Consider the following 13,720-nt stretch of genomic DNA (forward strand, 5'->3'; position numbering starts at 1 on the left):
CCTTGAGACTCGATATATGTTTCGTATATAGTATGTATATGAAGCATATGTGAGGCCTTATGGGTATTGTGAATATTGAAGACGAGTTGCATGAGCAGCTGCGTCTTGCGAGCAGGGTGACTTGCCGCTCTATTAATGCGCAGGCTGCCTTCTGGATTAAAATCGGCATGTTATGTGAGACCAATCCGACGCTCAGTTTTTCAGAAATTATGCGCCGTGAGCTTAATGCTGCCGGTGTTGCTGTTTCATCGCTGGGCATGAGTGAATCATGATTAAGCAACCACAGGAACTGGCGCTGATGGCTGAGGCAGGGCGTTTGCTGGCCTCTGTCTTTGACATGCTGGATAAAACGCCGCTTGAAGGTGTCTCAACGCTTGAGATTAACGACAAAGTCGAGCGCTTTATCATTGAGGATTTACAATCCCGTCCGGCGAGTAAAGGCCAGTATGGCTACGGTTTTGTGCTGAATTCTTCAGTCAATCATGTGGTTTGCCATGGTGTGCCGTCACAAACGGATGTGCTGAAAAGCGGTGATATTGTCAATTTTGACATTACACTGGAGAAAAACGGCTATATCGCGGATTCCAGCAAGACCTATTGTGTCGGTGAGGTGAATGCCGCTGCCAAACGCTTGGTGCGCACCGCTTATGAAGCGATGTGGATGGGGATTGCGGCTGTGCGACCGGGTGCGCGGATTGGCGATATCGGTTGGGCAATCGAGCATCACGCCAAGCGCAACGGCTATTCGGTTGTGCATGATTATTGTGGTCACGGTATCGGCCGTGAAATGCATGAAGAACCGCAAATTCTCAATTTCGGTAAACCCGGAACCGGCTTGTTTCTGCAACAAGGCATGGTTTTCACCATTGAACCGATGCTCAATCAGGGGCGGCGTAATGTGAAGACCGAAGCGGATGAGTGGACTGTTACCACAAAAGACGGCTTACTCTCGGCTCAGTTTGAACATACGGTTGCGGTAACGGCGACAGGTGTATCGGTGCTGACCTTGCGTGCGGATGAGAAAAATTCGCCGCAGGCAAAGCGTCTTGGCTTGGTTCCTGCCTGATATAAAAAGCCCGCTAAAAGCGGGCTTTTTCATTTGATGTTTTAATATGCTGCGGTGAAGCGCTGGCGGATATGTTTGCCCTGTTCTGCTTCATCAAGAATGGCGGCAGCCAGATCGCCGACGGTGATTTTGCTTTCGCCCTTATCGTCAAAAACCGGAGAATCTTTTCCCAAGCGGAATGTGCCGGTGGCTTCACCCGGTACCAACAGAATAGCTGGTGAAACAAAAGACCAGTCCAGTTCATTCTCGGCTTTCAGGTCATTGAGTGCCTGACGGGCACCCAGCGCGCCTTCTTTATATTCCGCCGGAAATTCAGGGGAATCCACCAGCTGAGCGCCGTTGATTTCAAGGCTGCCTGCGCCGCCGACTGCGATCAGACGCTTGATGCCGGCTTTTTTCACAGCTTCACTAATGGATTTGCTGCCCTTGATGTGAATATTGCGGATGTCGGCTTCCTGCCAGCCCGGATTATAGGCGGAGATTACCAGATCATGGCCTTTTAAAAGTGCAGCCAGTCCGTCTGTGTCCAGAACATCGGCTTTCACAGCGGCGACATTGGCGTTGGCAGTAATTTTCTCCGGATGGCGCACAAGTGCGCTCACCTGATGGCCGCGTTTCACTGCCTCATTAAGCAGGGCTGTACCGACATAGCCGCTGGCGCCGATGATTGCGATTTTTGACATAGGACTTACCTCATATTATAAGATTAATAAGAATTATTTTTAATCAGGTTACGATAGGTAACTATGTAATATGATTTGAAATGACTGTGAAGAATGCACTTTAAAGTCAGTAAGTCACTTCTAAGTAACCACCTGCAAATGCGCGCTTTACCGTTCAATTTTACGGTCGCGTGCAATGAAGGAGAAGGCAATGACCTCTCAGATGAATGCCGCGCTGAAGAAAATTTCAGCAGAGCCACAGCATGATGATGGAAAGAATACCCCACCGATTCTGGCTGATACCGCAGGATTTACCGCGGATGAGAACGGTACATGTCCTATCCGTGAAGTGCTGGATCGGGTGGGGGATACATGGAGCCTGCTGGTTATTCTCAATCTTCAGCAGGGCACAATCCGCTTCAATGCGCTGCGCCGTCTGATTGAGGGGATTTCGCAGCGTATGCTCACAGTGACTTTGCGCTCATTGGAGCGTGACGGTTTGGTGTTGCGCACTGTACGTCCGACTTCACCGCCGGAAGTGGAATATTCGCTGACTGCTTTGGGAATGTCGCTGGCAAAGCCGATTGACAATCTGGGGCAATGGGCGGTCGATAACCGCCATACCATGCGTGAGGAGCGGGCGCGTTTCGATGCGCAACAATAAATCAAAGGCGCATTGTCAGAGCGTATCCCGAAAACTGAGAACCGGTTTTTGGATAAGATACGCGTAAAAACAAAGAGATAGAACGAGCGCCGTGATCCGGTTTGAATGCAAACCGCTCTGACAATGCGCCTTTCTTTCTTATCGTGTTATTTTTTCACGGTAACGGATACAGAGCGGACTTTGTTTTTACTGACACTGCAATCGACTGTAATTGCATCCCATGCAGCACTGCCGTTGCGCTGACGGGCTTCGCCGTTGAGCCTGACGGTTACATTGCCGTTGTTACGGTTCAGTTGCGCAGCATCATAATCGGCTTGCGTAAAGCCGAAGCGGTCATATTTATATTTCTTGTTTTTGGTCAGATCATGCGCTGTTGCAGAGCATAAAGCGGTTTCAGGCTTTGCCTTACTGTCATTGATGGCCAGATTATAATTGGCTTTAAAGTCAGAGCTCTGTTTTGGTACAGCTTCCGCCTGAACAAGGGAGGATGAACCGATAAGAGAAATTATTACAACAGAGGCTTTAAAAGGAAGAGTTAACATAGCAAATCCTGCCGTTTATTGATTGAATATAATATACCTGCTGATCGTGATGATCTGATTAATATTGGTTCTTAAAATATTGCTGAAAACTATGATCTATTTTAGTGTAAATAAGGGTTAAAAGCTGCCTTCTATATCATTTTGCAGTAATATGCATCGAGAAGTCTCTGTTTCTCACTTCAAAATCATTTCCATTGATGTGGGTTGTTAAGAGTAAATAAGCAAAAGAAATGACGTCACCATCACCGCAGGAATGAATAAGGCAGCGCCAATGAGAATATTTGAAACAGGCCGGTGAATTGACATCTTCTTTTTATAGAACTCAAAATTTCTCAGGGATTTTATAGTTTGATAGAGTAGCAGATAGGTGCATATGGCGAAAAACCCGATGTTCCAGCCTGATAATTGAGCCGGTGTCGGCCGCCCGGGAACGCCGAGTATCCACGGGATAATGAGAAGGCCGCACAGAACAGCGATCACATCAGGATATATGCGTATTATAAATTTTATCATGCCGATCTCTGTTCTAGGAATGCCGGATATTTAAGTTGAGGCAAGTTTCAAGGAATGGCAATGTTTCAACGCAAGAAACCGGCATGTGTTTTGAAACGTAAGTGGCTGGTTTCGGATCAAGATACGGAAACAAGCCGCTGTCTGCGCCGCAGGTCTTGACAAGACAGGCTTTCACTCCTTAAAAGCCGCTCAGGATTTCAGGGCGTCTTTACAGATTCCCCGTATCTGTTGACGTGTCCCGTGAATAATTGCCACATTCGCTGTCGCAATATTCTGTCAGTCTTCACAACAAGAAGGCAGAGGAGGGCGCGTTTCCTTCGAGCGAGGCAGACAAGCTGCCGCGCCGGTATAACTTTTAAAGGGAAATGCGATGAGTAAGCGCGAATCTTCCAAATATAAAATTGATCGTCGTCTTGGCGAAAACATCTGGGGCCGTCCTAAATCCCCTGTAAACCGTCGTGAATACGGCCCAGGTCAGCACGGTCAGCGCCGTAAGGGCAAGCTGTCCGACTTCGGTATTCAGCTGCGCGCAAAGCAGAAGCTGAAAGGCTTCTACGGCGACATCTCTGAAAAGCAGTTCCGTAAAACTTACGAAGAAGCTGCTCGTCGTAAGGGCGATACCGGTGAAAACCTGATCGGTCTGCTGGAAAGCCGTCTGGACGCAGTTGTATACCGCGCCAAATTCGTACCTACCATCTTTGCTGCCCGTCAGTTCATCAACCACGGTCACGTAAACGTAAATGGTCGTCGCGTTAACATTCAGTCCTACCGCCTGAAGGCTGGTGACGTTGTTGAAGTTCGCGAAAAGTCCAAGCAGCTGGTTATCGTTCTGGAAGCTGTTCAGCTCGCAGAACGCGATGTTCCTGACTACATCGTTGCTGACCACGGCAAGCTGACTGCAACATACAGCCGCGTTCCAGGCCTGTCCGACGTTCCATACGCCGTTCAGATGGAACCAAATCTGGTTGTTGAATATTACTCCCGTTAATCGTGAGTATGGCGGAATTATCCGCTGTGAAATCAGAGCCGCTGCGGATTTCCGCGGCGGCTTTTTTTGTTTTGGATAAGCTATCTTTCCCTTTCTTCGGGGAGCTGCCTTATGTATTGTCACGCAAACTGTAAGAAAAAAATCTGGAGTGCAGGTCTATGGCAGGCTCAGTCAATAAAGTTATTCTCGTCGGTAATCTCGGAGCGGATCCTGAAATCCGCCGTCTGAACTCCGGTGAGCCGGTTGCAAACCTGCGTATCGCAACATCGGAAAGCTGGCGCGACCGCCAGTCCGGTGAGCGTAAGGACAAGACCGAATGGCACAGCGTTGTAATCTTCAACGAAAATCTGGCCAAGGTTGCAGAACAGTATCTGAAAAAAGGCGCCAAGGTTTACATTGAAGGTCAGTTGCAGACCCGCAAATGGACAGACCAGAACGGCAATGAACGCTACACAACTGAAATCGTGTTGCAGAAATTCCGCGGTGAGTTGCAGATGCTCGACAGCCGTGGCGAAGGCGGTGGCGGTGGTGGCGGCCGTTTTGAAGGCAGCGGCGGTGATCGCTTTGCCGGTGGCGGCGGTTCATCGCGCGGCGGTGACTATGGCAGCAGCGGCGGCGGCAATGATTTCGGTCGTTCCAGCCCGCAGCAGCAGTCCGGCGGTTTCAGCCATGACTTGGATGATGACATTCCGTTCTGAGATTTATTCTCTCAAAAAGAAAAGCCCGCGTTTGACGCGGGCTTTTTTATTTAGCTTCCTACGATCAGTGAGCGGATACCATCCGCCACAAATTGCACAGCCAGAGCGGCAAGGATAACGCCGAGCAGGCGGGTGAGGATGGAGCGGCCTGTTTCCCCTAAGAAACGATCCACGCGCTCTGCGAGCAGGAATACGATGTAAGAAAGCACGATACAGGCAAGCAGAATGCCGAGCAAAGCAAGTCTGCTGCCAATGGTCGGAAATGTTCCGCCGAGAAGGACTGTGGCGGAAATAGCACCCGGGCCGGCAATCAGCGGAATGGCCAGCGGGAAGGCGGCAACATTGCGGATATGGTCTTTGGTGATGGCAACTGTCGCGCTTTTTTCATGGCGTTCCTGACGGCGCTCAAAGATCATTTCAAATGCGATCCAGAACAGCAAAAGACCACCGGCAACGCGGAACGCGCCGAGTGTGATGCCGAACAGCATCAGAATTTGTGCGCCGGCAATGGCAAAGAGCGCGAGGATGATAAAGGCGATGATGCTGGCGCGTTTGGCAACCTGTGCCCGTTCGCGGCGATCCATGCCGGTGGTAACGGCGAGAAACAGCGGTGCAAGCCCGGGCGGATCAATGGTTACGAGCAGTGTGACAAAGGCGCTGAAGAGACTGTCATAAAAGCTCATCCGTGTTCCTGTTCTTGTTCTTTATGAATGATTGTAAGAATTATGCCTGTCTTTGCCGTATAAGCGCAAGATGGTTCTTGTGCCGGTTCTGAAAGGCCGATTGATGAAGTATTCTGATGCATTTGCCCCCGTCCCGAACGGGAAACAAGAATATTCTCTGATTTATGCGTGACAGGGTGATAAATATGCCAAAAAAGCACAAAATCGGCTATATTTGGTGTGTATGAAGGCCGCCGCAAGGCAGTCGAAATTTCGTGATTTTGATGTTATGGGATAGAGTACAATCTATCAAAACTAATCGATTCTTTATGAAAGATATTTGAATAGTGACAGACCTTACTCCGCCGCCCGGTTCAGACGAATTTAACGGTATTGAACCGATTTCTATTGTGGAGGAGATGCAGCGGTCCTACCTCGATTACGCTATGAGCGTTATCGTCAGCCGCGCGCTTCCTGATGTTCGTGACGGGTTGAAGCCGGTCCACCGGCGTATTCTCCATGCCATGAATGAGATGGGGCTCGCCTGGAACCGCTCCTACCGTAAATCTGCCGGTGTCGTCGGTGAAGTGATGGGTAAATACCATCCGCATGGTGACGCCTCGATCTATGATGCACTGGTGCGTATGGCGCAGGACTTCTCCATGCGCGAACCGCTGGTTGACGGGCAGGGTAACTTCGGCTCCATCGACGGCGACAGTGCCGCTGCGATGCGTTATACTGAGTGCCGTCTGGAAAAAGTTTCCTCGGTTCTGCTCGAAGATATCGACAAGGACACTGTTGATTTTCAGGACAATTATGATGGCCGCGAACAGGAGCCTAAAGTGCTTCCGGCGCGCTATCCGAACCTGCTGGTCAATGGTTCCGGCGGTATCGCCGTTGGTATGGCCACCAATATTCCGCCGCACAACTTGGGTGAAGTGATCAATGGCTGTATTGCCCTGATCGACAATCCTGAAATGTCACTGGAAGAAATGATCGAGATCATTCCGGGGCCTGATTTTCCGACCGGTGGTTTGATCCTCGGCCGTTCCGGCATTTATTCGGCTTACAGCACCGGTCGCGGTTCTGTGCTGATGCGTGGCCGTGTGACCATTGAGCCGATGCGCAATGACCGCGAATCCATCGTGATCACGGAAATTCCGTATCAGGTCAATAAAGCGAGCATGATTGAGAAAATGGCCGAACTGGTACGCGACAAGCGTATTGAAGGCATTTCCGATCTGCGCGACGAATCCGACCGTGACGGTTATCGCGTGGTTGTTGAACTGAAGCGCGATGCCAATGCTGATGTGGTGCTGAACCAGCTTTACCGCTACACCCCGCTGCAGACCTCTTTCGGCTGCAATATGGTGGCGCTGAATGGTGGTAAGCCGCAACTTCTGACCCTGATGGAAGTGCTGAATGCGTTTGTGCATTTCCGTGAGGAAGTTGTCAGCCGCCGCACCAAGTTCCTGCTGAATAAAGCCCGCGAGCGAGCGCATGTCTTGGTTGGTCTGGCGATTGCCGTTGCCAATATCGACGAAATTATTGCGCTGATCCGCCGTGCGCCGGATCCTGCAACGGCGCGTGAGCAGTTGATGACACGCCGCTGGCCTGCAGCCGATATCGCACCGCTGATCCGTCTGATCGACGATCCGCGTCATGTTCTGAATGATGACAGCACCTATAACCTGTCGGAAGAACAGGCACGCGCTATTCTTGAACTGCGCCTGCAGCGCCTGACAGCTCTCGGCCGTGATGAAATCGCTGATGAACTGAACAAGATCGGCGAAGAAATCAAAGATTACTTGTCTATTCTGGCATCGCGTGAGCGCATTCTCGGCATTGTTAAGGATGAAATGGCGGCGGTTCGTGATGAATTCGCAACGCCACGCCGTACTGAGCTGACCCTTGGCGGCGCTGAAATGGATGATGAAGACCTCATCGCCCGTGAAGATATGGTCGTCACCGTCAGCCATGCCGGTTACATCAAGCGTGTGCCGTTGAATACCTATCGTGCACAGCGTCGCGGCGGTAAAGGCCGCTCAGGTATGGCGACGAAGGACGAGGATTTTGTTACCCGTCTGTTTGTGGCCAATACCCATACGCCGGTGCTGTTCTTCTCCTCACGCGGTATCGTCTATAAAGAAAAAGTCTGGCGTCTGCCGATCGGTACTCCGCAATCCCGCGGTAAGGCATTGATTAATATGCTGCCTTTGCAGCAGGGTGAGCGTATCACCACGATCATGCCATTGCCTGAGGATGAGGCAAGCTGGGCAGAACTCGACGTGATGTTCGCTACAACGCGCGGCACAGTGCGCCGTAACAAATTGTCTGATTTCGTTCAGGTCAACCGCAACGGTAAGATTGCGATGAAGCTGGAAGAAGAGGGTGATGAAATCCTCTCGGTCGATACATGTACGGTTAATGACGACGTGCTGCTCACCGCTGCCGGCGGCCAGTGTATCCGTTTCCGTGTGGATGATGTGCGCGTCTTTGCCGGTCGTAATTCGATTGGTGTACGCGGTATCAATCTGGCCGATGGCGATAAAGTTATCTCTATGGCTATTCTTGAGCATGTGGAAGCGACACCGGCCGAACGTACAGCCTATCTGAAGCGCGCTGTTGCAGAGCGCCGCAGCCTTGGCTCGGATGATGTGGAAGATATCGCAGTTGTCGGTGAAGACGTAACCGAAGATGCGGAACTCAATGATGAGCGCTATGAAGAGCTGAAAGCTCATGAGCAGACAGTTCTGACAGTCAGCGAGTTCGGTTACGGCAAGCGTTCTTCGTCCTATGAATTCCGTATTTCCGGCCGTGGCGGTAAGGGTATCCGCGCTACTGATACATCGAAGACTGATGAAATCGGTGCGCTGGTTGCGCTGTTCCCTGTGGAAGCAAGCGACCAGATCCTGCTGGTGTCGGATGGCGGTCAGCTGATCCGTGTGCCGGTTGGCGGCATCCGCATTGCCGGTCGCTCCACCAAGGGCGTAACCATCTTTAATACCGCAGATGGTGAAAAGGTTGTGTCGGTGGAACGGATTTCTGAAACCGATGATGAAGAGGATGAAACCTCGGAAACCGCCGGTGAACAGACACCGGTTCAGGAAGCGCCCCAAACGGGCGGTGATGAACCTGCCGCAGAATAAGCTCTGAGACAAAAAAACGCCCCGTCATTTTGACGGGGCGTTTTTTATTGTGCTCACATAAAGAAAAAGGCGGTGTCTTCTCACACCGCCTTGAAATAAAAGCCTGGACTGGAGGTTCCGGCTGCAACTGCCCTCTGATTAAAGAGGTATTTTGTATCTATTTAGGCCTGATTTAGGCGAAACCAAGATATTATCACTTCACTTATGCGTGTGTAATGCGCTTTGATCTGGTGCCGCGGGCGACACGCCGTACAGAGCGCAGGTCGAAGACTGATTTCTGATTGCTCAGACGCCTGGAGGCACTTTCTTCGATCATCAGGATAATGGCTGCAAACATCATCGCGACGATCATTGAGATTGCGAGAATAAATAGCATCATCATTTTATCCTTTCGCTTATATTACGCGCAAGCGACACAAAGGTTGCATAAAATCTTTCATTTTGTGGCATGTGAGATCTGTGCGGTTACTGTGTTACCGGTAATATAGGCGTTTTCACTTGAATTATTTCTGACCGGTCTATTCATGCTAGGTTCACTTTGGGAGCGCGTAAACCTATGCTTTTGATGTAAGACTGAGGCTTAGAGAGGTTCTTGTTCCGCTCTTTGCTGAACCCGTTATGTACTTCGCTTTAGAGATTGAAATTGGTCAGTATAATGATTAATTCATTGGGTATGAAAACAGCTCTCTATGCAGGATCATTTGATCCGGTCACCAATGGTCATCTTGATGTTCTGCGCGGGGCTCTCGGGCTGGCTGACAAGGTGATTGTCGCTATCGGCGTCCATCCGGGCAAAACCCCGATGTTCAGCTTTGAAGAGCGGGTAGAGCTGCTGCGCGAGGCCGGAGAGCAGGCTTTCGGCAAAGATAATAGCCGTATTGATTATACCAGCTTCAGCGGTCTGGTGGTGGACACTGCCAGAAGTTTCAACGCAACGCTGATGGTGCGCGGTTTGCGCGATGCCACTGATTTTGATTATGAAATGCAGATGGCCGGTATGAATACGGGACTGGCAGCGGATGTGCAAACTGTATTTTTGCCCGCTTCCCCCGATGTGCGTTTTATTACTGCCACACTGGTGCGCCAGATTGCGGCAATGGGGGGCGATGTCAGCCGCTTCGTGCCGCCTGTTATCGAAAAAGCCCTAAAGCATAAGCTTAAAAAATAAGAATTTAGCTTCACACAGGAAAAATCATGTCCTTTTTGCGTAAATTACTGGCTGTCACAGCCTTTCTCGCATTTTCAGCAACTGCCTCTTTGCAGCCGGTGAATGCGCAGGCCGCAGACCCTGAAAATACAGTGGTTCTGACTTTGAAAGACGGTGATGTAGTTATTGAACTGCGCCCTGATCTGGCTCCGAAACATGCGGAGCAGATTAAGAAGCTGGTGCGCGACGGTGCCTATAACGGCGTTGTGTTCCACCGCGTGATTGACGGTTTTATGGCGCAGACCGGTGACGTAGAGTTCGGTAATGCGGATAAGGATTATAATCCGGGTCGCGCAGGCACCGGCGGTTCTTCCTATGGTAATATTCCGGCAGAATTCTCCAAGCAGCCATTTGTGCGCGGCACCGTCGGCATGGCACGCAGCTCATCGCCGGATTCTGCCAATTCGCAGTTTTTCATCATGTTTGATGAAGGCTCGTTCCTGAACGGCCAGTATACTGTTGTCGGCGAAGTCGTCAGCGGCATGGAAACCGTCGATAAAATCAAAAAAGGCAGCAAATCTGCCAATGGCGCGGTTGATAATCCTGACCGTATCGTTAAAGCCATTGTTCTGGCCGATCGTAAGTAATTCTACTTTAAACGCGGCTGTCTGAGTTGCAGCCTGAAAAATCTACAGGAGAAGCCCCATGGCTTATAAAGATCCGGAAAATACACTGGTACTGGAAACCACTAAAGGTACAGTTGCAATCGAACTCTATCCAGATCTGGCACCAGGTCATGTTGCCCGTATTAAAGAACTCGCACGTGAAGGCGCTTATGACGGCGTAGTATTTCACCGCGTGATCGATGGTTTCATGGCGCAGACCGGCGACGTGAAGTTCGGCAAACAGGGCGGTTCCAGCTTCAACCCATCCCGCGCCGGTATGGGCGGTTCGGACAAGCCTGACCTGAAGGCAGAATTCACCAATACCAAGCACGTACGCGGTACCTGCTCGATGGCTCGCAGCCAGAACCCGAATTCGGCTAACTCCCAGTTCTATATCTGTTTTGCTGATGCACCTTGGCTGGATCGCCAGTACTCCGTATGGGGTCAGGTTATTGAAGGCATGGACAATGTTGACAAGATCAAGCGCGGTGAGCCGGTAACTGATCCGGATTCAATCACGACTGCAAAAATCGCTGCCGACATTTAATCTGTCAGCCTGCTGATTTGAGGGCGCGTTATGGTTCAAGCCGTAACGCGCCCTTTATTTTTTGCCCGCTGTTCTGTATGGCAAGGCAATGCGAATTTTAGAAAAATTTGAACTCCCCGAAATTGAGGCCAGTGATGCGCGTCGATCTGTTTGATTTTGACTTGCCGGAAGAGCGTATTGCGCTGCGTCCGGTTACCCCGCGCGATCATGCAAAACTATTGCGCGTCATTCCGGATCAGCCTTTGCAGGATCTGCAGGTCGGCGATCTGCCGGACTTGTTGCGCGAAGGTGATGCGCTGGTTTTCAATGATACCAAGGTTATTCCGGCGCAGCTCGAGGGCACGCGTGAGCGTGACGACACAGTCGCAACTGTGAGCGCGACCTTGCATATGCGCACCGGTGCTGATCGCTGGAAAGCATTTTTGCGCCCCGCAAAGCGCGTTAGGCAAGGCGAGCGTATTCGTTTCGGCCATTCCGGTTCCAGCTGTTTCTTGGGCACATTGGATGCACTGGTTGCAGAAAAACACGACAGCGGTGAAGTGTTGCTGGTGTTTGATGTCTCCGGTGCTGTTCTGGATGAGGCTATTGCTTCTGTCGGACATATTCCGCTGCCGCCTTATATCGCGTCCAAACGGGCGGAAGATGCGCAGGACAGGCAGGATTATCAGACTGTCTATGCTCGTGAAGAAGGGGCAGTAGCTGCACCAACCGCCGGTCTGCATTTCACGCCGGAACTGCTGGAGCGTATCCGCGCTAAAGGCGTGGAAGAGCATTTTGTGACCCTGCATGTGGGCGCAGGTACATTCCTGCCGGTTAAGGCGGATGATACTGCCGATCACAAGATGCATGCGGAAATCGGCTATGTCTCTGAGGAAACCGCAGCAGCACTCAACCGTGTGCATGAACGGGGCGGACGGATTATCTCTGTCGGCACGACGTCGCTGCGCCTGATTGAGAGCGCAACCGGTGAGGATGGCATTATCCGTCCTTGGTCAGGCGCGACCAATATCTTCATCACACCCGGCTATAAGTTCCGTGCGATTGATATGCTGATGACCAATTTCCATCTGCCGCGCTCGACATTGTTCATGCTGGTCTCTGCCTTCAGCGGTTTCGAGACAATGCAGGCGGCCTATGCCCATGCTATCAACAATGAATACCGGTTTTATTCCTATGGCGATGCCAGCCTTCTGTCGCGTCGCACTTAACGGACTCTGATATGACTAGTGAAAATTTTGAATTTAAAGTGCTGGCAACAGACGGCAAAGCACGTCGCGGTGAAATCACCATGCCCCGCGGCACCATCCGCACACCGGCCTTTATGCCGGTTGGCACCGCAGGCACCGTTAAAGCCATGTATATGGATCAGGTCAAAGACCTTGGTGCGGATATTATCCTCGGCAATACCTACCACCTGATGCTGCGTCCGGGGGCCGAGCGCGTGGCACGCCTTGGCGGCTTGCATGAATTCGGCGGTTGGCAGGGGCCGATCCTCACCGATTCCGGCGGTTTTCAGGTGATGTCACTGGCGCAGTTGCGCAAGCTGACAGAGCAGGGCGTAACCTTCCGATCGCATATTGACGGCCGCGCTTATGAAATGTCGCCGGAGCGCTCTATTGAAATTCAGGGGCTGCTCGATAGCGATATCCAGATGCAGCTCGATGAATGTACGGCACTGCCTGCATCCTTCAATGTAATGCAAAAGGCAATGGAACTCTCATTGCGCTGGGCTGAGCGTTGTAAGGTGGCCTTCGGCGACCAGCCAGGCAAAGCCATGTTCGGTATTGTACAGGGCGGGGATAATGTGCAGCTGCGTGAGCAATCTGCACAGGCGCTGAAAGACATGGATCTCAAAGGCTATGCCGTTGGTGGTCTGGCTGTTGGTGAGCCGCAGCAGGTGATGCTGGATATGCTGGATGTGACCTGTCCGATCCTGCCGCATGAAAAACCACGCTATCTGATGGGCGTTGGTACGCCGGACGATATGCTGAAGTCGGTTGCGCGCGGTATTGATATGTTCGACTGCGTGATGCCGACCCGTGCAGGCCGCCACGGTCTGGCCTTTACCCGTCGCGGTAAGGTGAACCTGCGCAATGCGCGTCATGCGGAAGATCATCGCCCGCTGGATGAAATGTCAGCCTGTCCGGCATCCAGCCAGTATAGCCGTGCCTATCTGCATCATCTGGTGAAATCCAATGAAGCGCTGGGCGGTATGCTGCTGACATGGAACAATCTGCATTATTATCAGTATCTTATGCAGGGTATCCGCGATGCGATTGAAGCAGGCCGTTTCAATGACTTCTTTGAAGAGACAACAGCAGAATGGGCCAAAGGCGATATTTCGCCTCTGTAACAGGCAATAGAAAAGCGGGAGAAATCCCGCTTTTCTATTTTGCATTGAGTGCAGCCACTGTTTT

15 protein-coding genes are annotated in these 13,720 nt (G+C 51.3%); 11 read left to right on the forward strand and 4 right to left on the reverse strand.

Annotated elements, in window-relative coordinates; translation table 11 throughout:
- Positions 1-59 precede the first annotated feature (59 nt).
- A complete protein-coding gene (locus tag KHQ09_RS08060; RefSeq protein ID WP_213597555.1) occupies positions 60-272 on the forward strand; it encodes a ParD-like family protein in 213 nt (70 codons plus the stop codon).
- The gene (gene map / locus KHQ09_RS08065) at positions 269-1,066 is read left to right on the forward strand and encodes a type I methionyl aminopeptidase (protein WP_213597557.1); all 798 of its coding nucleotides are present in this window, start codon (positions 269-271) and stop codon (positions 1,064-1,066) included. Before KHQ09_RS08060 ends, map begins: the two co-directional genes overlap by 4 nt.
- Before the next feature lie 41 nt (positions 1,067-1,107).
- Here the strand turns inward: map and KHQ09_RS08070 are convergent, their stop codons facing one another.
- Positions 1,108-1,749, reverse strand: coding sequence for an NAD(P)-dependent oxidoreductase (locus tag KHQ09_RS08070; RefSeq protein WP_213597559.1), 642 nt, complete (start codon positions 1,747-1,749; stop codon positions 1,108-1,110).
- A 190-nt stretch (positions 1,750-1,939) separates the two neighbouring features.
- On the opposite strand from KHQ09_RS08070, the gene KHQ09_RS08075 reads away from it, so the two are divergent.
- Positions 1,940-2,392: a winged helix-turn-helix transcriptional regulator gene (locus KHQ09_RS08075; protein ID WP_238481593.1), complete on the forward strand. Its 453-nt coding sequence runs from the start codon at positions 1,940-1,942 to the stop codon at positions 2,390-2,392.
- Positions 2,393-2,538: 146 nt separating this feature from the next.
- Here KHQ09_RS08075 and KHQ09_RS08080 read toward each other — a convergent pair whose 3' ends face one another.
- Positions 2,539-2,934, reverse strand: coding sequence for a BspC domain-containing protein (locus KHQ09_RS08080; RefSeq protein WP_075655544.1), 396 nt, complete (start codon positions 2,932-2,934; stop codon positions 2,539-2,541).
- An 883-nt stretch (positions 2,935-3,817) separates the two neighbouring features.
- Between KHQ09_RS08080 and rpsD the strand changes: the two genes are divergently transcribed.
- Together rpsD and KHQ09_RS08090 are read left to right on the forward strand one after the other, a co-directional pair.
- Positions 3,818-4,435 (forward strand): 30S ribosomal protein S4, encoded by a 618-nt coding sequence (rpsD, locus tag KHQ09_RS08085; RefSeq protein ID WP_022711609.1) that lies wholly within the window; start codon positions 3,818-3,820, stop codon positions 4,433-4,435.
- A gap of 158 nt (positions 4,436-4,593) precedes the next feature.
- On the forward strand, positions 4,594-5,133 hold the full coding sequence (locus KHQ09_RS08090; protein WP_213597562.1) for a single-stranded DNA-binding protein: 540 nt from the start codon (positions 4,594-4,596) through the stop codon (positions 5,131-5,133).
- Between the two features lie 50 nt (positions 5,134-5,183).
- Here KHQ09_RS08090 and KHQ09_RS08095 read toward each other — a convergent pair whose 3' ends face one another.
- Complete coding sequence (locus KHQ09_RS08095) at positions 5,184-5,816, reverse strand: MarC family protein (RefSeq protein WP_022710390.1); 633 nt, start codon at positions 5,814-5,816, stop codon at positions 5,184-5,186.
- Between the two features lie 398 nt (positions 5,817-6,214).
- On the opposite strand from KHQ09_RS08095, the gene gyrA reads away from it, so the two are divergent.
- Complete coding sequence (gene gyrA / locus KHQ09_RS08100; protein ID WP_210307598.1) at positions 6,215-8,944, forward strand: DNA gyrase subunit A; 2,730 nt, start codon at positions 6,215-6,217, stop codon at positions 8,942-8,944.
- A 202-nt stretch (positions 8,945-9,146) separates the two neighbouring features.
- Here the strand turns inward: gyrA and KHQ09_RS08105 are convergent, their stop codons facing one another.
- A complete protein-coding gene (locus KHQ09_RS08105; protein WP_022710388.1) occupies positions 9,147-9,326 on the reverse strand; it encodes a hypothetical protein in 180 nt (59 codons plus the stop codon).
- 291 nt (positions 9,327-9,617) lie between these two features.
- Between KHQ09_RS08105 and coaD the strand changes: the two genes are divergently transcribed.
- The 5 genes from coaD (at position 9,618) to tgt (ending at position 13,656) form a co-directional block, all read left to right on the forward strand.
- Positions 9,618-10,112 carry a pantetheine-phosphate adenylyltransferase gene (gene coaD / locus KHQ09_RS08110; RefSeq protein ID WP_213599882.1) on the forward strand — a complete coding sequence of 165 codons (495 nt, stop codon included), beginning with the start codon at positions 9,618-9,620 and terminating at the stop codon, positions 10,110-10,112.
- 26 nt (positions 10,113-10,138) lie between these two features.
- A complete protein-coding gene (locus KHQ09_RS08115) occupies positions 10,139-10,738 on the forward strand; it encodes a peptidylprolyl isomerase (RefSeq protein WP_213597564.1) in 600 nt (199 codons plus the stop codon).
- Between the two features lie 58 nt (positions 10,739-10,796).
- Positions 10,797-11,303, forward strand: coding sequence for a peptidylprolyl isomerase (locus tag KHQ09_RS08120; RefSeq protein WP_213597566.1), 507 nt, complete (start codon positions 10,797-10,799; stop codon positions 11,301-11,303).
- A 134-nt stretch (positions 11,304-11,437) separates the two neighbouring features.
- On the forward strand, positions 11,438-12,511 hold the full coding sequence (gene queA, locus KHQ09_RS08125; RefSeq protein WP_213597568.1) for a tRNA preQ1(34) S-adenosylmethionine ribosyltransferase-isomerase QueA: 1,074 nt from the start codon (positions 11,438-11,440) through the stop codon (positions 12,509-12,511).
- 11 nt (positions 12,512-12,522) lie between these two features.
- Positions 12,523-13,656 (forward strand): tRNA guanosine(34) transglycosylase Tgt, encoded by a 1,134-nt coding sequence (gene tgt / locus KHQ09_RS08130; protein WP_075655527.1) that lies wholly within the window; start codon positions 12,523-12,525, stop codon positions 13,654-13,656.
- Positions 13,657-13,720 lie beyond the last annotated feature (64 nt).

Source organism: Pseudochrobactrum algeriensis, assembly GCF_018436245.1.
Classification (GTDB): Bacteria; Pseudomonadota; Alphaproteobacteria; order Rhizobiales; family Rhizobiaceae; genus Pseudochrobactrum; species Pseudochrobactrum saccharolyticum.